Here is a 20,588-nt window from a genome sequence, read left to right as displayed (position 1 = left end):
CACTAGGACGCACACTGCCGCCCGATAGCACCAATTCCACCCTTAGGTGTATAGGCGAGTCATCAGTTTCAGAGAGAGCAGTGTATACAAGAGGCTCAAATCTCAATCTGAAATTTAAAAACGGGGAAGTCCATCCCCTCTTCTACAATCCTTTCGCAAACTCATCAATACCCGGTCTGGCCGCCTGCTTCCGCGTCCGTCGCGCCGGGTAATGTCTCCATGGTGGTTGAAGTAACTTCAGTCGCCATATCCGTCGGGGTCTCCTCGGTCTCCATATCTGTAGGGGTTGCCACTGTCTCCGTATCTATCGGGGTCTCGGTCTCGATCGGCTGCATGCCGTCTCCACTCGGCGAGACGCACCCTGCAATCAGTATGCCGGCGCCCACGATGAGAAGCACCGCCAGAAGGACTAGGTTCGGCCTCATGAGAGGTGGGGTCGTGGCATACATGATATTTATAATTTACTTGGGCGCACCGAAGATAGAGAGCCCAATGCCTGCGTTCGCACCTTCACCCGCTCCGGCTCTCTTCTGCAACGATGCGCCCACCCGGACGACCAGGGTTTCATACTGCGAGCAAGACGGAAATCCCGGTCCCCGTTACCGCACACAGGGTCCCCACCAAACCCGTGAAGAGAAAGAGGTAAGAAAGACGGGTTTGTCCCGTCTTTCCCTCACTCCACAATGAAGTCGCCATTCATCGAGGGGTGGACATCGCACTGGAAATAGTAGGTTCCCGGCTCGGATGGCGCCGTGAAGTTGTAGGTGATCTGGGCAGGTCCGGTGATGACCTCACCCACAAATATCTCCTCGGATCGAAGGGGACTGTCGTAGATAGCGACGTTGTGAGGTATACCCCCGTCCTGATTGTCAAAGACCATCGTTACGTTCGCCCCCGCCGGCACCGTGATGGTCTCCGTGTCGAAGGCGAGGTTATCGGCAGAGATGTTCACCATCATCTCGGCCTCGGGGGTTGTCGGGGTCACGTTCTCCGTTGGCGTCTGAGTGACGTTGACCGTCAGCGCCGGGGTGACATTCACTGTTGGCGTCACGTTCACCGTCGGAGTCGGGGTGACGTTCATTGTTGGCATCGGGGTCATGTTCACTGGCGCTGCCGGAGTGACATTCACCGTCGGAGTCGGGGTCATGTTCACTGGCGCTGCCGGAGTGACGTTCACCGTCGGAGTCGGGGTCACGTTGGCCATACCACCCGGACGGAGTGCTATGACCTGGGCCATCTCACCGACACCGCAGGGCCAGACGATGGTGTCTCCTGCAACCGCAGGCCAGGCGTTGATGCCTGCAGGTGCAGTGAAGTTCCAGACCTCTTCGCCGGTCACCGCGTCAAACGCGTAGATCGTCCCGTTGAACGTTCCCGTAAAGACCAGGTCATTGACGACCGTTGCGCCGCCGACGTTGATGGAGTCAAGTTTCCTGTCCCAGAGGACCTTGCCGCTATTGGCCTCAATAGCCACAAGCCCGCCCGTACCTTCGGGAACCGGCTGGATCTCCGCCTGAGGTGCGCCCTCAACACCAATGGAGAGCGAGCTTTCCGGCGTCCAGTTGGTGTAGAGGTCAACGTAGGGCACGTAGACCGTGCCGTTCGCGTAGGCCATCGGGGTCTCGACACCGCCGAGCGCTCCAGGGTAGACCGTGGTGTTGCCGGGCGGGAGGGCTGCAAGATGATCATTCTCGTGCCTGCCCACGACGGACACCCAGAGGATAGCGCCAGTGTCACGGTTGAAGGCGTAGACCCTGCCCATCTTTCCGCCGCTGATCACGATCTTCTGATCCTCTCCGCTGATGTTGGCATCGGCGAGGATCGGCGGCATCTGGAGGTCGTGGTCGAAGAGGTCGTGCGGGAGAACCTGCGTGAACCAGACCATATCCCCGGTTGCATGGTCGAGTGCCATCAGGGTGTTTGTGTAGAGGTTCGGGCCGGGACGACTTGCGCCGTTCGGGAATTCAGGTGTTCCCGCGAACGGCGCCGGGTTTGCTATCGACCAGTATGTAATGCCGGTCCCGGTGTCCACGGCCGGAGTGTACCAGGCTCCGCCGCCGCTGTTGACCTCAGGGTTGCCCCAGATGCTCGCCGGGTCGTCGACCGTGCTGAAGTTCCAGACAACCTCACCGGTCTCTTGGTCGAGAGCATAGAGGATCCCTACGGCGCCGCCCCGGTAGAAGACATCACCGCGTCCGGGGACCGTCGAGGTGAAGACGAGGTTGTTGTAGACCGTGGGCTGAATGTCGATACCCTCACCGATGATCTCCCCGGCAAGAGGCGTGGTGTTGATGAGCTGCATCACCCAGAGTTCCTCACCGCTCGATGCGTTCAACGCTGCGATGGAGAAGGGGTCGTTCGTCACGAAGACCTTACCCCACCCGACCGCCGGCCCGTTCGGCCCGGTCACGGTGGTGTTGTTGTAGATCTTCTCCCACGTCACCGAACCATCGGCGAGGTTTAAGGCGTAGGTGTTGGCGTGGAGATCCTGGAAGTAGACGGTGTCCCCCATGATGATGGGGTTGCTGCTTGCGCCGCCAAAGGTGCCGGTGGCGTTGATATCGAACGTCCAGGCGATTGCCAGATCGTTCACGTTCTCTTTGCTAATCGATACATCTGTCGTTGCCCGGGTATTCTCGTAATCTCTATTGGGTAGCGGCCAATCAGCCGCATACTGCACGATCTCCAGCGGGACTCCGTCCGCCGTCTGTGATCCTGCTGTCTCGTTGGTCATGTTAGTCGCGTTCTCCTCCTGGGCGACCGCCCCGGAGAAGAGCGTTAAACACCCTATCACAAGGGTGACGATCAGGAGTCTCAACAGTCTCTGCATACGGCGCAGGGATGATATGTGCGTGCTATATACTTTTCGCAAGAATGCCGTAATTTTGCCAGAATAAGCCCGTTTGACTGAATACCATATTACACAGGCCCAGTCATGCTGTGCTGGATCCGTAGAAGTGCGATTGATCGGATGCCTACCCGAACGCTGATCCGCTCCCGGAGCCGATAGATCTACACAGTACCGGTATCGAAGAGAAGAGGGGTAAGAAGAGCGAGCAGCCCAGCTCTTCACACCCGTTTGTTCCGATCACTCCACAATGAAGTCACCATTCATGGATGGATGGACATCACACTGGAAGTAGTAGGTTCCCGGCTCGGATGGCGCCGTGAAGTTGTAGGTGATCTCAGCAGGGCCGGTGATGATATCGCCCACGAAGATCTCTTCCGACCGGAGAGAACTGTCATAGATTGCAACGTTGTGGGGGACGCTGTCCATATTATTGAAGACCATCGTCACGTTCGCTCCCGCTGGCACCGTGATGGTCTCCGTATCGAACGCGATATCCTGTGCCGTGATGTTTACCGTCGTTGCATTTTCGGTCGCGTTCCCATCGACGGTGACGTTCACTGTTGCAAAGACGAGCGGAATGAGCGGCGTGTGGTCGTTGTTGACCAGTTGAACCGAGAAGTTGTGTTCGCCCGCCGTCACGTTCTCCCAGGTATGGGTGAGGTTCGTGGAGATGACGTAGCCGCCGGTCGGCGGGATGGCCGGTTCACTTGCATTCGTCGGTATCGGGGCGTCCAGGTAGTAGTGCAGGTGCCCTTCGCCCGGCACATTCGGCTGCCCGGTCGGCTCGACGAGCGTGAAGTTCGTGACGTTCACGCTCACCGTGACGTTTCCAGCAGGGATGCTGGCATTAACCTCCGGCGACGTGATGGTGACATTTGTCTCATTGGTCTCGCCCCCGGCCATGGTCGGGACCGGGGTCTGGTCGCCCCCATACTCCTGGGCAACCGCCCCGGAGAAGAGAGCCACGCACCCTATCATCAGGGTGACGATCAGGAGTCTCGCCAATCCAGTCATACGGGGGCAGGGGATGGAAACGAGTGTAATATACTTTTCGCAGGTGTGTACCATACACCAATATACATCGAGATCTTCGTGAATGTCCTGAAATACCGGCCAGGTTTTCGCGGGGGACAGTGTTATGTGAGGGGCCGCCGTATCCCCCCTCATGCTGCGTACAAAGAGGATCTATGAAGAACCCTCGGAGGACGACGGGACCCGGATCCTCGTCGACCGGCTCTGGCCGCGGGGTCTCTCGAAGGAGAAGGCAGTGGTCGACCGGTGGGAGAAAGACCTTGCACCGAGCAACGAACTGCGCCGATGGTTCGGGCACGACCCGGCAAAGTGGGAGGAGTTCCTCCGGCGCTACCGGGCCGAACTCGAGGAAAAAGAGGAGACGCTCGCCAAACTCCAGAGAGAGGCGGCTGAAGGGACCGTGACGCTTCTCTACGCCGCTAAAGACGAGGAGCATAACAACGCCGTGGCGCTGAAACGCTACCTTGAGGAGGGGTAAGCCGCGGTACCGACACATACTTATGGTTGTGGCGAGTGTCACTCACCATGACCATGGAGAGCGACAGGATATCCTACCACGACTCGGTGAGGACCGTCTATCAGCGGCTCAAAGCGGACGGCATGTCGAACGTCTGGGACCGCTACGAGGCTCAGGGTCTCGGGAACGACCCCGACCGGCGATGCGCCTTCTGCCGGGCAGGCGCTCGATGCGATTTCTGCTCGAACGGCCCCTGCCGGGCCGATGCCTCCCGGAACTGGCGCGGTGTCTGCGGGATCAACGCCGACGGCATGGCGATGCGGATGATGCTCCTCCGGAACGTCATGGGGGCATCGAATTACCACTTTCATGCGGCGCAGGCGGTGAGAACCCTCCGGGCGACCGCGGAAGGGAAGACCCCGTTCACGATCGCGGATTCCGGAAAACTTCGGACGTTTGCCGAACGGCTCGGGATTGACACGAGCGGGAGCGATGCCGAGGTCGCGCTCCGGCTCTGCGACTTCGTGGAGGAGGACTTCCACCGGTTCACCTACGAGCCGAGCCTGATTGTGGAGCGGCTCGCTCCGGAGGAGCGTAAAGAGGTCTGGAAGCGTCTCGGGCTATTCCCCGGCGGGATCTATGGGGAGACGATCGTCGATACCGCCTCGACCCTCACGAACGTCGACGGATGGTACGCGAGCCACGCCATGCGGGCGATGCGCCTCGGCGTCGCGATGGCCTACCAGAGTCAGATCGTGCTCGAGTACATCCAGGACATCCTCTACGGCGTCCCCCGCCCGCACCCCATGCGGGTCGACCTCGGGGTGCTCGATCCAGACTACGTCAACATCCTCCCGAACGGCCACGAACCCTTCCTCGGGTTCGCTCTCATCGACCTCGCCCGCACCGACGAGTGGCAGGAGAAAGCTCGGGCCGTGGGGGCGAAGGGGCTTAGGATCATCGCGAACATCGAGACCGGGCAGGAACTGATCCAGAGAAGAGAGATGGACAATGTCTTCTACGGCTACACGGGAAACTGGATCATGCAGGAGGCGGTGCTTGCCACCGGGGCGGTCGACGTCTTTGCTGCGGACATGAACTGCTCGCTCCCGCTCGACCCCCTCTACGCCGAGAAGTATCACTTCAAGCTGATCCCGGTCAGCGAAGTCGTCGTCTTTGAGGGCGGGACGGAGAGGCTCGAGTACGTCCCCGAGAAGGCAAAAGAACAGGCGGCAGCGCTCCTCCAGATGGGGATCGAGAACTTCCGGGAGCGGCGCGAGAAGGTAAGGCCGATCCCGGGTCTTCCCGTGCGGGAGGCGGTGGTCGGGTTCTCCACAGAGAGCATCGTCGAGGCGCTCGGGGGGAGTCTTGACCCGTTGCTTAGTGCCATCAAGGATGGGACCATCCGGGGCGTCGTCGGGCTCGTCTCCTGCACCACGCTGCGCGATTACGGGCAGGACGTCCATACCGTCGCGGTCGCGGAGAACCTGATCGCGCGCGATATCCTGGTCCTCGGGATGGGCTGCGGCGTGGCCGGGCTCCAGGTCGCCGGGCTCTGCTCACCGGAGGCGAAGGAGAAGGCCGGGCCGGGGCTGAAGAGACTCTGCTCAGCGCTCGGTGTACCGCCGGTGCTCGGGTTTGGGACCTGCACCGACACCGGTAGGTGCGCCGACCTCCTTCTCGCGGTCTCCAAAGCCCTCGGCGGCGTGCCCCTCCCCGACCTCCCGGTCGCCGTCGCAGCTCCAGAGTACATGGAGCAGAAGGCGACGATCGACGCCCTGTTTGCGCTCGCGCTCGGTCTCTACACCTACGTCAATCCGGTCCCGACCGTGACCGGGGGGCCGGACCTCGTCAAACTCCTCACGCAAGACCTCCCCGGCATCACCGGCGGGGTGCTCCACGTCGAGACGGATGCGGTGGAGGCAGCGGAGGGGATCCTCGCACACATCGAGGCGAAGCGGGAGAAGCTGGGAATATAGGCGATAATAACCCTCTTTTTCGACCGTCCCCGGTAGATGATCATGCAGGCGCGGTCATAAGTATCGAGCCACTCACCAGGATCGGGCGCAATGGGTCTTCTTGAAGATATTCCCAAAAAAGAAGTTGCAAAAGGATTGTGGGGCATGGAGGGAAGCGTTCCCAAGCGGTTTTCGGATTCCATATCTCTCGGACGGGAGAAGGATCCAATGGGGTGGCCCTGCGACATATCGGCAGTATATGGCAAACTCGCTGATTTAACTGTTCCAGACTGACGGCCGCAAGGCCGCAGGCGGCGCAACCCGAGGATCGTCTGGTTCCAGAAGGGGTCATTTGTCTTTGTTACCATGGCAACTACACCAGAATTAAACACCCCCATGCCCCACCTTCATTGGAGAATAGTAGTGAGACCATGCGGCTGAGAAGAATCCTTGAACGCTTCCGACGGTTCATCGGCCGGGACGCCCGCGATGCACCCGGGGCCGGTTCTCGCGATGCCTGCTCCTTCATCATCGACCCCTTCACTGATAACTGGGAGGAAGACGAGAAGAACGGGCAGTCGGTATCGGTCTCGACCATCAGGAAGGCCTGCCAGCGGATGGGAGAGGCAACAACGAAGAGAGACCTCCTAGGTGTGATCGCTTGCGAAGTGGGGATCTTCGACCTGCACGACCTTGAGGTGATGAACGCCCGGTTCAAACGAAAGGTCGCTGACCTCCCCGAGAACTACCGCGACCGCCTTCTTGAAAGCGTCCGCGAGGAGATCTTCGGGGCGCACCACCGCCTGATCCTCCTCTCCCGGAACGGCGGCGGTCCCGAGCTGGACGCCCCACCGAACCCGGCGCTTCGTGCCTACTGCGCCATGGTGGCGGAGGCCTGCGCCGAGAAGGCGCGGGAGAAAGACCCCAGGTACCTTTACCTGAAGTACCTCCTCTCCGCATTCACCATGTTCGTCATGGAAGAGCCCGCCCACCCGGTCGGCACACCGTTCCCCGGCGGGCAGATCGTCGACGAGTGGGAGGGGACCTATCTCTGTCCGGTCAGGGATAAGGCCAATGATGTGGCTTTCGCACTCTGCCCCTACTGCCCGGCGGTCCAGAGCAAGGAGCCGACCTACCCGGAGATGCGGGCCCGCCGTTATGAGCGGAGGAAACGGGAATGTCTCGCAAACTACTGGACGAACTATAAAGGCTGAAAGTACCGATCACCAAACCCCACAGCGATGCACGGAAGATCTACGACACCGAGCACTCGGCGGCGGTGGGGATAACGCTTGCGCCCGGAGAACCACTCAAGGAGCGCAGAACACCGGTGGACGTCCTCTTCTCCGTCCTCGAAGGAGCAAGGATCGTCGAGATCGGGAAGGACCGCCAGGTCGAGAACCGGGCATCGATACCGCATCGCCGGATCAACGAGAGTAATAGTACATTCGGGTGCTCGTGGTGAAGGCCACCGGGCCAGTTCTGGCGCTCCAGTCGGTGCCCGGTGGACAGGATGCTCGTCTATTCGTGAGCAAGATGCGAAAAATAGATTGCCGGCGGGATGGATGAGTTATACAGTGAGTGGATGAACTATGTCTGAAGAGAAGCGTGCAGAGTTGAAGGGAAAGGTCCTTCGGTTGGCGGACCTTGTCTCCTACCAGGACGGGACCGTGGCAAGCAGAATGATCATCAACAAACCCTCGGGGAGCATCACCCTCTTCTCGTTCGACGAGGACGAGGGGCTCTCGGAGCATACTGCACCCTACGATGCGGTGGTAACGATCCTCGACGGGGAGTGCGAGGTCTGGGTCGCGGGCGAGACACACCATATGCGCGAGGGAGATACGATCATCTTCCCGGCAAATGTTCCCCACGCTCTCTCGGCCATCACGCGGTTCAAGATGATGCTGACGATGATCAGGGAATGATGGACATGACAAACGATAAAGATGGTAACTACTGCACCATCTGCGGCGGGGTCAGGCCAGATGCGATCAAGATCAAGACGATCCTCGTGGACGGGAAGGCGACCGGGATCAATCAACTTGAGTTTATCATCTCCAGTGTTCGGGACCTGCATCTGGATAGCGACGCCGCAGTTCGCGAAGAGCTCCTCAGAAGGGCCTCAGCGTTCAATTACATCCCTACAAAGAAGAGGGAGGCGTATGGGGATGCCCTGATGCAGGAGTATAGAGCAGTCTCTGAGTGAAGAGGATGAAGGTTCCGCCGGAAGCGCTCGCGCTTCCGGGACTTTAAACGCAGTCCGCATATCTCCGGCGAATGTGGCTTTCAAGAGAGGCCGCGTCGATCAAGGTGGAACTCGAATCTATACTATAAAAAGAGGGGTATTCGGGATACTGTTCCGTGGTCTACCGAGCACGAACTCAGTACCGGCGAAACTCGCTTCTCGGTCTTGGGGGCCGTGCCTCGTCGATCTTTAACGTGCGCCCCTCGAATACAGTGTTGTTTAAGGCCTCTTTTGCCTTTTCTGCCTCTTCGGGAGTGGACATCTCAACAAATCCAAACCCTTTGCGTTCGATAACTCTGACGTCATTTACCGTCCCATACTGGGTAAACAACTCTTTCAACTGCTCTTCACTTACCGAGTAGGTGAGGTTTCCGACGTACAGCGTACTGCTTTCCATTCAAAGATCCTCTCCACCCGTATACCTTCAAACTTTAACAACCCTTCGGAGGAGGCTGCAAGCACAGGCAACGCTGCAGCACTGAGACTGCATAACGGTTGTGCCTCCTATGCGGTCAGAGCCCGGCGGGATAGGGGTACCATCTCCGCAGACCGCCGGGGAGTATGGCCCATACAGTGAGTGAGGCCGGGGATTGGATTGAGATCCATCTTACTAGTTACTAGACCCCCTGACACAGAGTTCCCGATACGCCTCGGGATAGATACATTAATGGTAGCTCGGGTCATTGGTATACACCTCCAGGAATGACGTAGGCTTGAGTCTGCGTCACTGCCTGTTATGGAGTTGATTAACTGACAAATACACGAGGAACCCAAAACAGCGAAGAGATTGTACGAGTACGGTTACCGAAGAAGCGAAATCGAGAGATATTCGGCCGAGCCGACCTGATGCTCGGGGCAAACCATATACGTGTCCGATGCGAGGACGGTGTGACGCGCACCGGTCGGATCAAGGGTAAGATCAAGAAGCGGCTCTGGATCCGTGAAGGCGATCTCCTGATTGTTATTCCCTGGAGTTTCCAGGATGAGAAGTGCGATATCGTCTACCGTTATATCAAGCCCCAGGTCGATTGGCTCAAGAAGCACAATTACCTCAACCAATAACCTGCGCTTCTGTGCCACGATTGAGAGATGGCACAGACTCAAGGGCCCCACCGCTGATCGGGGGAATGACCCAGGATCCGCCATCCAGGTGGCAATTATACCCGGAGACCCTGACTGATGGCATCATCCAGGTTGCCTGTGAGATCTGTGTGCACCAGTATGAACGTTCTGCTCACCGATGCCGTCACGCTCGCCGCTATCTGCATGATGAGCATGATGAGCCGGATGGCATCCGGGACCGATCCACCCTCCCAGGCCCCCTGAATACACTGGTTGGCAATCCGCTTTGTGATCTCGTTTCCCAAAACCACAAAGTTGCTTGCCCCGCCTCTTTCAGTTACCTTCAACTGCGAATGAGTGACCTCAGCGATCGCGAACTTCCCTGTTGTAGCGTATAGCCTCTTTCTGCGGACGGCCGGCCCATCACTCTCGGTCACCTCACCGATGAGCACCCCGTCCTGTTGCGATACCTTGGCCTTATCGTCCCTGACCTGGATTGTCACTCCAACCTCATCAGCCCTGGTATTTAACTCACTATCGGACGTAATTCGGCCGCTATAAAGTTCGCATTCCAGTTCCTCAATGCAGGAGTCGTCCCCCTGAAATGCAATCTCCCGCATATCCCCCGCCATAACGGCGCCATGTTTCCCGACGAACGCAATTACAAGCGTCATAGAGCAAACCTCCGGCCCTGGCAACGAACGGCCTGTTGCGCTCACCCCACTTACCCGCACTCTGCATCAATCTATTGATGCACATCCGAGACGTCCGTTCTATCATAGGGGTTCACGACATGTTCCCTGCATGAGGAACAAGGTATAACACTTTCATTGTTAGTCAAAGCCTGTTTTTAAATTAGAGCAATATAAGCGCATCAAATTCCAAAATAATTTCAGTAAAATGAATTAGACCATAATAATAACAATGTTTTTATAATAGTCACGCTATTGTGCGCGGTATCACCGGGGTGACCGTGGTGACGGTCCAGAGTGTGAATGTACGAATAGTAAGATCCAGCAGCATTCTGCTGATAGCAGCCTCCGGGAACTGGATGACTAAACAGACTGTACAAAGGAGATCAATGCCGGCAAAGGGCCGAATTCACCTCATTTTGGACCAAAAAGGGCGTAGTTCACCCAGAAATGGAATCTGAACAACGTCCCGGGAGGATGGTGGGATGACTGGAGAGAGGAGAAAGACAAAACGTGGCCTTGCATCTGCAGATGAAGAGACACGAAAGCGTGTCGCAAAGATTGGTGGATTGGCACCACACGTAGCACGAGGGCTCCAGGCTGCTTCCTATGAAACCCGACAGCGGGTCGGGAGAGCCGGAGGCAAGGCACCGCACGTGGCAAGAGGCCTCCAGGCCGCAAGTATTGAAACCCGGAAGCGCGTAGCGCAGGCCGGCGGAAGATCTCCGCATAAAGGACGCGGGCTTCAGGCGATATCCCGGGAGAATAATCGTCGATCTTCGAGAAAAAAGGGCAGTCTTTAGCGAGTGTGAAGCGCTCCACATAGGCAGATCGGACCCTCACCCGGCCCGGCAAAGGAGATCGGAGAGTACTGCTAAACTCCGACCCTATTTTTGAGGTGGGGCAATCTTCGTGGTAGCGGGGGCAGCTTCCGCCGCCCTCTGGCAACCCTCAATCGCAGAAGAGTGGAACGTCGGAAAACGCCCGGACATCAAAGACCCCCCGTTCCGTGACCCGCAGTTCGGGGATGACGGTCAGAGCGAGGAACGAGAGGTACATGAAGGGGTTATCGATTGCCCCGAGCCGCCGGGCGTGCTTCTTGAGGGCCTCAAGCCGCCCCACGACCTCGTCGTAGGGGAGCGCCGACATCAGCCCGGCGCACTCAAGGGGGAGCGCAGTGACATCATTGCCGGAGACGACCACGAGCCCCCCTCCGAGCCTGACCACCTCGCCGATAGCCCGGATGATATCAGCGTCGCCGACCCCTACCGCGACGATATTGTGCGAGTCATGCGAGACAGATCCGGCAATCGCCCCCTCCCGCAGGCCAAAACCATGGACAAGCCCGACTCCGGAACCGGTTGCCCGGTAGCGATCGGTGACGACGGCCTTGAGAATATCGCGCTCAATATCGGGGATCTTTGCAGCATCCACGGCGAAGCGCAGATCCCGGGTTGTGATCTGGCCGGGCACGATCCCGATCACCCGCGCCTCTCCCCGGCCGGTGATCCGAATCTCATGGGGCTCAGGTACACGGGCGCGCAGGGTGGCCATGGGGCAGACTGGAGGATGGTAGCCGGCGCCAATCACCTCGACACCGCGCTTGAACATCCGCCGGACCTCGAAACGGTCCGGATCGTCGAGGATACAGAAGTCGGCAAGCCTCCCCGGTGCAAGGGCGCCGCGATCGTGAAGCCCAAATCGCTCGGCAGCAGAGAGCGTGGCCATACGGAGTGCCTGCTCGACCTCCAGGCCCGAGGCAATTGCTTTTCTGATGCAGTCGTCAATATGCCCTTCGCTCACGAGCATATCGGCATGCCGGTCGTCGGTGGCAAAACAACACCGCGGGGCCGTGCAGGCATTGACGAGCGGCAGAAGTTCACGGAGGTTTCGTTCGGTCGAGCCCTCCCGCATCAGGATGTACATCCCTCTAAGGAGTTTCTCCTTGCTTTCGGAAAGTGAAGTGCACTCGTGGTCGCTCTGAACCCCTGCGTAGATATAGGCATTTAAGTCCTTCCCGGAGAGGAGCGGTGCATGACCGTCGATCACGGGAAAGAGGTCCATCTTCTCCCGGAGGTCACCGTCCCCAGAGAGGACGCCGGGGACATTCATCACCTCGGCAAGCCCGATGACTCCTTCTCGGCCCCGGAACCGGGCGAGATCATCAGCAGTCAGCCGCGCACCACCCATATCGAGGGGTGTTGCCGGGACGCAAGCCGGGAGCATGATCAGGATATCGAGCGGCGTCCGCGCTCCCTCCGCGAGCATGTACTCGATCCCTGATGCCCCGCAGACGTTCGCGATCTCGTGAGGGTCGGCGATCACGGTCGTCGTGCCGTGCGCAAGAACTAGCCGTGCGTACTCCGTCGGCGCAAGAAGTGAACTCTCGATGTGGACATGCGCGTCGATCAGACCGGGCACCACATAAGTTCCCGAGAGGTTGTACTCCCGCCGCCCCTCATACTCCCCGAGGCCCACAATGCGGCCGTTCTTCACTGCAAAGTCCACGCACTCCCAGGTACACGTGAACGGGCTGAAGACCTCTCCACCGGTAAAGACGACATCAGCAGGTTCAAGCCCCCGCGCCGCCGCAAGCCCGGTCGAGATCAGTGCGTCACCTCCAGATCACGGATGACGGACGTCCTCCGTTCATCGCCGACAAATATTGTCAGGAAGAGTTTATACGAACCTGGTTGCAGGTCGACATGAAGAGTATACGTGTTCTCTCCCGCATCAAGGTCGATATACCGTGCTTCAGAATAGACCTCGCGCTGCTCAAGCATATCCACTTCCATAATCGTTACCTGAAGCACAGCATCCTCGACAGGTTCGGCAGCATTCTCCACATGAAGTTGCAGGGAGCCGCGTTCATAGGAGATCTCCCCGATCGTTGTAGATAAGCATCCTGAAGTTCCAATAAGGGTGACGAGAGCGAGTATTAGGAGAACAAGGTATCTGCCGGACATTTGCTCAAAGGACCGGGGCATACATGCTGCAGCAATGCAGTACGGACCACGTAAGCCCATCGGTACCATAGATTCACCTCCATTCTGTTTATTCACAGTTCTGGTTGATGATATTAATATATTATGAAAAAACAGACGTTGAAAACTTCTTGCCTCCATTCACCGCCAAAAAGCGTCCTTGTACGGAAGACCAGCGATTGCAAATAATCAGATCCTTTCAAGTTCTCCATTCCTCTATTCTCCCCGCTCTGCTCCGTTTTCCTCCAGATATCATACCTGGATGGAGATCACTCCCTTCCATTCTCATCCTCCAGACCGCTCTCCCCGGCCAGGCATACTATCGCCGCCGACCGGTATGCGGCCTAAGCGCTGGGGCGCTGTTACCCAGATCAGGGATCCCGAAGATCTCCCCCGGAGCCTCCTCTCCAATCCGCTGGATGGAGCGCCAGCCTCACACCGTAAGAGAGGTGACTATCTCTCAAGGATGATCTCCCGAATTTCCCGGTCGGAACCCGACTACCAGCCATCCGTCTCCGAGCGCGTGCGGATGATCCGGACTCGATGGCCAGATACAGGCTAAAAGACTCGTTTACAAAACGGGTTTCTATAAGATGCTGCCAGAAAGCAGTGATCTCTTCTGTAACGCGCGGGAGAACAAACCTGAGGGAATCGACTGTAGCCACAGGTACCGATCGCCATTCTGTGAACACCGCGCACATCTGAAGGGCCAGATTAGCAATCAGAGATATCAGAAACTTCTAAATTCAGAACAATGCCTGCATATTTTCGATACAATAGAAATAGGTTTAATAATTGGCATTACCAAGAGAATATTCAGGGGTGCTGGATATAACAATTGTAACGTTTGCCCACCATAAAGGTGGCACAGGAAAGACAACATCGTGCCTCAACATTGCAGGGTTCCTTCAGAAGGAGGGAAAACGTGTCCTGGTAGTAGACTGCGATCCACAGGCAAACGCTACTGCAGGACTCGGGATCAACCCTGAATCACTTGAAGTGAGCATGTATGATGTCTTCATGAACTCCTTTGAAGGGTTTCCTGACATCGAGATTGACGATGTTATCATTCCCACGGCGGCAGGGGTCGACCTTGCTCCGGCAACCCTGGATCTTGTAGGGGTCGAGCCTTATCTCTACAGCATAGAGAACCGGGCAGGACTGCTCAAAGAAGCGCTCACCCGGGTACAAGGCACCTATGACTTCATCCTGATCGACACGCCCCCAAGCATGGGGCAGTTTGTCATCAACGGCCTTGTTGCAGCAGACTACATCATCGTCACTCTCGATCCCGGTACCTTCGCTCTTAGGGGTATGGAAGCCCTGTCAACACTCTTCGATGACATCAAAGAGATGCTCGGAGAAGAGATCGCTGCAGACTTCGCCATCCTGACTCGCTGGAAGAATTCCGACAGCCAGGCAACCGAGACTGGGGGGCTTGCGCTCTTCCTGAAACGGATTTTCCTGGGAAGTCCATCAGCCGAGGACGAAAAAGAGGCTGAACGATTGAGGGCGTTTGAAGCCGAAGTCAAAAAGGCATTCAAACAGGTATTTGTGGTCCCATACTCGCCCTCAATCTATGATTCGCAGCAGAAAGGGCTTCCAATCTCCCACTATGCACCAGAGAGCGATGCTGGTAGAGAATACCACGCAGTGGCAACAGCAGTGCTGAAATTAGACGAAAAGCAATGAGGATGTGTAATCTATGAGTGATAAACCTGGAAGAAAAGCATTATTTACCGGACCGGTTGTGCCAGGCGCGGCAGGCCAGGCGCAGCAGTCTGGCACGGTTGTACTGCCTGAGGCACTTGAGGCTGCGCTCCACGCAGGAATTAACGGCGATGACTCCACAAGGATCGATCTGGCCAGCGTTCCAGAGGAGTTCAGGGCTCTGGCCACTTCGATCAACGCAATACTCGACAAGAAGCAGGAGGAGAAGCAGGCACTTCAGAGCAGACTTGAGGCTGTGGAATCTCTCCAGAAGCAGTTCGAGACGATCGTACAGGAAAACCCAATGCCGATTCTGGTTGTTGACACCTCGATGAAGATCCGCACAGTCAACCAGGCATATCTCCAGATGACGGGCCTTGACCAGTCGCGTGTCACCACAATGTACCTCGGGGACTTCAAAGTCCTTGACCAGAAGGGAGAGGGGATCAGGAAGGTGCTCAGTGAGAAGAGGCGGGTTCGCGGAGTGGTGACGGTTGAGTTCCCCACAGGCGTCTACACTCTTGAGCAATACGGGATTCCGCTCCTAAACGAGAGGAACGAATTAACCGGGATTCTAAACATCTATAACGATCTCACTGAGAGAAGGAAGGAAGAGGAAGAGATCTACCGGATGCAGCGTCGTATTGACACGATGATCAAGCTGAATCCGCTTGCGATCGCAATCCTCGGGCCCGACAAGAGCCGGATCGACATCAACGACGAGTATGTCCGGATGTGGCGGGGAACGCGGGAAGAGACGCTTGCAAAGAAACTCTACGACTATGATATCACGGTGATCCGCGGCGAGCACTTCTACGCCTGCTACGAGACGAAGAAACCCGCGCGGACGGACGTCATGGTCAAGTGGCCGGACGGCGTGAAGAAGTATCTTACCCTGAACGCCATCCCCATTCTTGATGAGAAAGGCAATATCGAGGTAGCCTTCTACGTCTGGAACGACTGGACCGACCTTCAGGAAAGGAAAGAGGAGGCCGAGAAACTCAAGCATAGCGTCGACACGATGATCCGGCAGAACCCACTTGCGATCGCAATCCTCGGGCCTGACAAGAGCCGGATCGACATCAACGACGAGTATGCCCGGATGTGGCGGGGAACCCGGGAAGAGACGCTCGCAAAGAAACTCTACGACTACGATATCACCATCCTTGACGGCGAACACTTCTACGCCTGCTACGAGACGAAGAAACTCGCGCGGACGGACGTCATGGTCAAGTGGCCGGACGGCGTGAAGAAGTATCTTACCCTGAACGCCATCCCCATTCTCGATAAGAACGGCAATATCGAGAGAGCCTTCTACGTCTGGAACGACTGGACCGAACTGAAGGAGAAGGAAGAGGAGGTCAAGAAGGCCGAGTACCGTGTGGACGCGATGATCAAGCAGAATCCGCTTGCAATTGCACTCCTCGGGCCCGATAAGAGCCGGATTGACATCAACGACGAATACGTCCGGATGTGGCGGGGAACGCGGGAAGAGACGCTTGCAAAGAAACTCTACGATTATGATATCACCATCCTTGACGGCGAACACTTCTACGCCTGCTACGAGACGAAGAGGCTCGCACGGACTGATGCCCTGGTCAAGTGGCCTGACGGTGTGAAGAAGTACCTTACCCTGAACGCCATTCCCATCCTCGATAAGGACGGCAATATCGAGATGGCCTTCTACGTCTGGAACGACTGGACCAAGCAACAGGAAGAGATGGAGAGGGTCAAGGAGCTGCAGGAGCAGACCGAGGTCATGGTTCAGGAGAATCCGATGCCCATTCTCCTCTGGAACCCGGATGCGACACTGAGAATGGCGAATAAGGCATTCCTGAAACTCTCGGGGTACACCCAAGATCAGGCCTCGAGGCTCACCGTCCACGACATGAAGTATCTCTCCCAGTCGGGTCAGGGGATTATCGACACCATACACAGCCGGCAGGCAAACCATGGAGAGGTCACGGTAGAGTTCCCATCCGGCATCCGCATCCTTGAGCGGTACAACATCCCGCTCCTCAACCGTGAGGGGAACCTCGACTCGGTCCTCACCGTCTACAACGACATCACCGAGCAGCGGAAGAAAGAGGAGCAGATTAAAGAACTGATGGAAACCGCCAAACAGGAGAGCGAGAGACTCGGAAGGAGCGCCAGTGAACTTGGAAAAGCGCTCGCCGCTTTGGCAAAAGGTGACATGACAGTATTTGTGACCACAGAGGCCGATGATCCTCTGGGGAACGTTAAGAACGATTATAATGCCTCACTGACTTCCATCCGTTCTCTCCTCGCCGAGGTGGCAAAGGCCGTTCAACAGGTAGACCAGACAACGAAAGAGGTCAGCAAGAGTTCGGACGAGATCATCCGGGCCACGGAGCAGGTCGCGACCTCGACGCAGCATTCTTCGGAGGATGCGCGGCGGCAGCTTGAGAAGATCGAGGAGATCAACAAGGACATTAATGACTTATCCGCATCCATCGAGGAAATCGCAAGCACGTCGCAGGAGGTCATGGAGCACGCCATGAAGGCCTCGAAGGAAGGAAACGATGCGGCTGCCCTGGGTGAAGTTGCGACGAAGAAGATGCACCTTGTCGAGGAGATCTCCAAACAGACCGTGGATGAGATCAGCGCCCTCAACAACCAGATGCGCGAGATCGATAACATTGTCAAACTTATCGCCGACATCGCCAACCAGACCAACCTCCTCGCGCTCAACGCCGCAATCGAGGCCGCCCGTGCAGGGGAGCATGGTCGCGGGTTTGCCGTGGTCGCCGGGGAGATCAGGAACCTTGCCGGTGAGTCAAAGCGGGCGAGCCAGGATATCGAAGACCTGATCCGGACTATCCAGGCAAGCACCGAGAAGACTACAGGCTCGATGCAGGCGTCCCACCAGGAGATCCAGGCAGGCATCGAGAGCGTCAACAAGGTCATCGCAAGCTTAAACCGCATCGTCAACGGCGTGGAAGTGGTGACCCACGGTATCACCGAGATAACCAAGGCCACCGAAGACCAGGCAAACTCCACGAACGAGGTCATGCAAAAGATGGACGAGTCCAACAGCATGATCAAGGAGACTCTGACCCGCACCGAGGATATGGCGGCCCTCGCTGAAGAAGTCAGTGCATCGACAGAAGAGGTCGGGAGCGCAGCGCACGAACTGGCAGAGATGGCCGAGCAGCTCGAGAAGATGATGAGGCAGTTCAAGTTGAACTGAGGGAGAGCCGATGGCAGCATCCATAGATGTCGTGGAGTTTCAGCTCGGGGAGGAACACTACGCGCTGGATATCCAGATAGCTCGGGAGATTGTGGAGATGATGCCAATCACTCCACTCCCCCGTGCCCCCCGGTACCTTGCAGGCATCATCAATCTGCGAGGCGAGATCACAAACATAATTGACCTTCGAGATCTCCTTGGCCTTCCAGGAGCCGAGAATAGCGAAAACCACAAAATTGTTGTGCTGATGCCGGACGCAGCAGGCGGATCGAACGTGGGGATCATCGTCGATGACGTTCACAGCGTTGTCTCGATACATGAGGACCAGATCGAGCAGATCACTGATGGCATTACATCATCGATAGGTGACTACGTCAAAGGAATCATCAAGGTTGGGAACGAAAATGGCGATGAGATGAAAAATCTGATTATCTGGCTTGATATTCAGAAGGTAATCGAAAATCTCAGCCACTTCTAGAATCAATAATCAGCAGCCCCGTGAGGACTTTTCAGTATGGACGGATTTGCATCACTTCAGAAGTGCATAGAGAGGCTGGTTCGGATTAAGTGTTCAAACTATAAAGAGGATTACATTAAGCGGCGTATTCTCTCAAGGATGCGCCTTACGAACACTGAGGACTATGAGGCTTACCAGAAGTATCTTCTCACGCATCCAGAGGAGATTGACCTGCTCCGCAAAGCCCTCACGATCAACGTCACCAAATTCTTCCGTGATCCGGATGTCTTTGAAGTCATACAACAGAAGATACTTCCAGATCTCGCCCGCCACAAGAAGTTGATCAGGATCTGGTGCGCCGGTTGCGCCACAGGCGAAGAACCATATTCGATCGCCATCCTTGCACACGAGTTAATGGCACTCCATCGAGATCTCAACGTAACGATATATGCAACAGATATCGACACCGAGGCGCTCCAGAAAGCCATGGCCGGCATTTACGATCTAAAAGCGCTTGAGAACGTAGACAAGCACCGGATCAGAAGACACTTTATCAGTCGCGATGACGGTACATTTGAGGTCTGTCCTCATCTCAGAGAACTCGTCAAATTTCGGCAACACGACCTGATGTCAGGCGTTCCTGTGGCGAGGTACCTTGACATCGTCGTTTGCCGAAATGTCACGATTTACTTCACTGAGAAGCAGAAGAATGAGCTTACATATCTCTTCCATACCGCCCTTTCTACTGACGGCTATTATGTTATGGGCAAAACGGAATACCTTGGAAGAGAAGTCGAGCATCTCTTTACTCCCTACAGCGCCGTACAAAAGATACTGCGGAAAGCGACATGATGAACTCATGTCTCAAGATGCTACCAGCGTCGACCGGAAGAGTCTCTATCCGTCTCAGTCTCATCAAAGACTGACATCTTGTGCATGAAGGCCTTCCGGTCCTGGTAACGCTTCAACTCAGAGACCAGTAAACAGAGGTTTACACCGACTATGATGATGATGAGCATGAGGCTGATCCAGAGCTGCCCGGCATTCTGCGTCGTGATGAATGTCGCTACAAGAAGTACGACAAAGGAGAGCAGGTAAAAGATCACCCATGTACGAACCTCTGGAACTTCCATGCGCTTGATAAGACATATGCAAGTCTCAATATTAATTGCTTCCGCAATGTGATCTCTAATGAGACCAAGTTAAAAGTTAAACCGGGTTTTCTTAAAACCATTAGAGAAGAAAGTGACCCAATATTTGGGTAGATGAAAACACAATCCGAAGCACTTTTTACTTTACACGTCGCTCTAATTTTGTGGACAAAGGCGACATCATCAGCATCCTTGCGGCCCTGCTTATCGTTTCCGCCATAGGAATCGTCTTTCAGCATCCTCCTGCAGTGAATGCAGTGAATAGTGAACCTGAAACCCCGATACCGACGCCACCAGAGGGCGCGCCGACTCCTCCCATCACGACCCCCCCTACACCCACGCCGTCGATGCCAATCGGACCTGCCAGAATTTCTTATACAAGTGAGATCTGGAGTTACCCTCTCTACTATCTCCCCAGCAATCTCACTCAGTACGGGGGGTCTGATCCCCTCTGGAAGGAGAATGAAGGCATCGTCCCGTTCGCTTACATTGAGGAGGCACGGGGAGGGATCACCGAGGCGTTCCACGTACCCTACACAGTCTGGAGACTGAACTGCAGTGTCTCTGCAACGGTAAGACCGGAGGCAGCGCACTTTCGGATGGCACTTGTTGATCTGGAGAGCGGAAGCATCATTGAGGGAGCAGAACTGCGCTACCCGGGGAGTATTATCAAAAATGTTGAGAGAGGAGGGAAGGACTTCTACCTCATCGTCAGCGTGAATGAGATAGACTCATACCGCATCACGCTGGAGACCCTTCCCAAATATCTCTGAAC

21 protein-coding genes are annotated in these 20,588 nt (G+C 56.4%); 13 read left to right on the top strand and 8 right to left on the bottom strand.

All coding sequences use genetic code 11. The features are described from left to right. Positions 1–164 precede the first annotated feature (164 nt). From MCUTH_RS00485 to MCUTH_RS00475, 3 genes are all read right to left on the bottom strand, one after another. Positions 165–425 carry a hypothetical protein gene (locus tag MCUTH_RS00485; protein WP_066953934.1) on the bottom strand — a complete coding sequence of 87 codons (261 nt, stop codon included), beginning with the start codon at positions 423–425 and terminating at the stop codon, positions 165–167. 248 nt (positions 426–673) lie between these two features. Next, the gene (locus MCUTH_RS00480; protein WP_083524698.1) at positions 674–2,830 is read right to left on the bottom strand and encodes an outer membrane protein assembly factor BamB family protein; all 2,157 of its coding nucleotides are present in this window, start codon (positions 2,828–2,830) and stop codon (positions 674–676) included. A gap of 258 nt (positions 2,831–3,088) precedes the next feature. Beyond that, positions 3,089–3,865 carry a cupredoxin domain-containing protein gene (locus tag MCUTH_RS00475; protein ID WP_224732759.1) on the bottom strand — a complete coding sequence of 259 codons (777 nt, stop codon included), beginning with the start codon at positions 3,863–3,865 and terminating at the stop codon, positions 3,089–3,091. Positions 3,866–4,016: 151 nt separating this feature from the next. Between MCUTH_RS00475 and MCUTH_RS00470 the strand changes: the two genes are divergently transcribed. The 7 genes from MCUTH_RS00470 (at position 4,017) to MCUTH_RS00445 (ending at position 8,507) form a co-directional block, all read left to right on the top strand. Further along, on the top strand, positions 4,017–4,361 hold the full coding sequence (locus MCUTH_RS00470; protein WP_066953925.1) for a DUF488 domain-containing protein: 345 nt from the start codon (positions 4,017–4,019) through the stop codon (positions 4,359–4,361). A gap of 53 nt (positions 4,362–4,414) precedes the next feature. Next, positions 4,415–6,319, top strand: a complete 1,905-nt coding sequence (gene cooS / locus MCUTH_RS00465) for an anaerobic carbon-monoxide dehydrogenase catalytic subunit (protein ID WP_066954661.1) — start codon at positions 4,415–4,417, stop codon at positions 6,317–6,319. A 90-nt stretch (positions 6,320–6,409) separates the two neighbouring features. Continuing rightward, a complete protein-coding gene (locus MCUTH_RS11495; protein ID WP_150468702.1) occupies positions 6,410–6,592 on the top strand; it encodes a hypothetical protein in 183 nt (60 codons plus the stop codon). A gap of 137 nt (positions 6,593–6,729) precedes the next feature. Further along, on the top strand, positions 6,730–7,512 hold the full coding sequence (locus MCUTH_RS00460; RefSeq protein ID WP_224732760.1) for a DUF2115 domain-containing protein: 783 nt from the start codon (positions 6,730–6,732) through the stop codon (positions 7,510–7,512). A gap of 65 nt (positions 7,513–7,577) precedes the next feature. Next, on the top strand, positions 7,578–7,763 hold the full coding sequence (locus MCUTH_RS12095) for a cupin domain-containing protein (RefSeq protein ID WP_318010068.1): 186 nt from the start codon (positions 7,578–7,580) through the stop codon (positions 7,761–7,763). A 127-nt stretch (positions 7,764–7,890) separates the two neighbouring features. After that, entirely contained in the window at positions 7,891–8,226 is a 336-nt protein-coding gene (locus MCUTH_RS00450; protein ID WP_066953919.1) for a cupin domain-containing protein, read from the top strand. A 5-nt stretch (positions 8,227–8,231) separates the two neighbouring features. Then, the gene (locus MCUTH_RS00445) at positions 8,232–8,507 is read left to right on the top strand and encodes an aldolase (protein ID WP_066954655.1); all 276 of its coding nucleotides are present in this window, start codon (positions 8,232–8,234) and stop codon (positions 8,505–8,507) included. A 175-nt stretch (positions 8,508–8,682) separates the two neighbouring features. Here the strand turns inward: MCUTH_RS00445 and MCUTH_RS00440 are convergent, their stop codons facing one another. Next, positions 8,683–8,943 carry an RNA recognition motif domain-containing protein gene (locus MCUTH_RS00440; protein WP_066953916.1) on the bottom strand — a complete coding sequence of 87 codons (261 nt, stop codon included), beginning with the start codon at positions 8,941–8,943 and terminating at the stop codon, positions 8,683–8,685. 353 nt (positions 8,944–9,296) lie between these two features. On the opposite strand from MCUTH_RS00440, the gene eif1A reads away from it, so the two are divergent. Continuing rightward, positions 9,297–9,608 carry a translation initiation factor eIF-1A gene (eif1A, locus tag MCUTH_RS00435; RefSeq protein WP_083524697.1) on the top strand — a complete coding sequence of 104 codons (312 nt, stop codon included), beginning with the start codon at positions 9,297–9,299 and terminating at the stop codon, positions 9,606–9,608. A 95-nt stretch (positions 9,609–9,703) separates the two neighbouring features. Here the strand turns inward: eif1A and MCUTH_RS00430 are convergent, their stop codons facing one another. The 3 genes from MCUTH_RS00430 to MCUTH_RS00420 all read right to left on the bottom strand — a co-directional run bounded on the left by MCUTH_RS00430 (position 9,704) and on the right by MCUTH_RS00420 (position 13,266). Next, the gene (locus tag MCUTH_RS00430) at positions 9,704–10,282 is read right to left on the bottom strand and encodes an MJ0548 connectase family domain-containing protein (protein ID WP_066953911.1); all 579 of its coding nucleotides are present in this window, start codon (positions 10,280–10,282) and stop codon (positions 9,704–9,706) included. Positions 10,283–11,251: 969 nt separating this feature from the next. Beyond that, positions 11,252–12,808 carry an adenine deaminase gene (gene ade / locus MCUTH_RS00425; protein WP_066953909.1) on the bottom strand — a complete coding sequence of 519 codons (1,557 nt, stop codon included), beginning with the start codon at positions 12,806–12,808 and terminating at the stop codon, positions 11,252–11,254. 98 nt (positions 12,809–12,906) lie between these two features. After that, on the bottom strand, positions 12,907–13,266 hold the full coding sequence (locus MCUTH_RS00420; RefSeq protein ID WP_066953906.1) for a hypothetical protein: 360 nt from the start codon (positions 13,264–13,266) through the stop codon (positions 12,907–12,909). 813 nt (positions 13,267–14,079) lie between these two features. Here MCUTH_RS00420 and MCUTH_RS00415 point away from each other — a divergent pair. Genes MCUTH_RS00415 through MCUTH_RS00400 form a run of 4 tightly spaced genes read left to right on the top strand, consistent with a single transcriptional unit; the run spans position 14,080 to position 19,514 of the window. Continuing rightward, the gene (locus MCUTH_RS00415; protein WP_236707418.1) at positions 14,080–14,976 is read left to right on the top strand and encodes a ParA family protein; all 897 of its coding nucleotides are present in this window, start codon (positions 14,080–14,082) and stop codon (positions 14,974–14,976) included. A gap of 13 nt (positions 14,977–14,989) precedes the next feature. Beyond that, positions 14,990–18,205, top strand: a complete 3,216-nt coding sequence (locus MCUTH_RS00410; RefSeq protein ID WP_083524695.1) for a methyl-accepting chemotaxis protein — start codon at positions 14,990–14,992, stop codon at positions 18,203–18,205. Between the two features lie 10 nt (positions 18,206–18,215). Beyond that, entirely contained in the window at positions 18,216–18,683 is a 468-nt protein-coding gene (locus MCUTH_RS00405; RefSeq protein WP_066953903.1) for a chemotaxis protein CheW, read from the top strand. A 36-nt stretch (positions 18,684–18,719) separates the two neighbouring features. Beyond that, entirely contained in the window at positions 18,720–19,514 is a 795-nt protein-coding gene (locus MCUTH_RS00400) for a CheR family methyltransferase (protein ID WP_066953900.1), read from the top strand. Positions 19,515–19,534: 20 nt separating this feature from the next. On the opposite strand, the gene MCUTH_RS00395 is transcribed toward MCUTH_RS00400, so the two are convergent. Beyond that, positions 19,535–19,795, bottom strand: coding sequence for a hypothetical protein (locus tag MCUTH_RS00395; protein WP_066953898.1), 261 nt, complete (start codon positions 19,793–19,795; stop codon positions 19,535–19,537). 182 nt (positions 19,796–19,977) lie between these two features. Here MCUTH_RS00395 and MCUTH_RS00390 point away from each other — a divergent pair, with 182 nt between their 5' ends. Continuing rightward, positions 19,978–20,586: a hypothetical protein gene (locus tag MCUTH_RS00390; RefSeq protein WP_066953895.1), complete on the top strand. Its 609-nt coding sequence runs from the start codon at positions 19,978–19,980 to the stop codon at positions 20,584–20,586. The last annotated feature ends 2 nt before the right edge of the window (positions 20,587–20,588 follow it).

Origin of the sequence: Methanoculleus thermophilus (genome assembly GCF_001571405.1) — an archaeon.
Classification (GTDB): domain Archaea; phylum Halobacteriota; class Methanomicrobia; order Methanomicrobiales; family Methanoculleaceae; genus Methanoculleus; species Methanoculleus thermophilus.
This window is presented reverse-complemented; position numbering and strand designations above follow the sequence as displayed.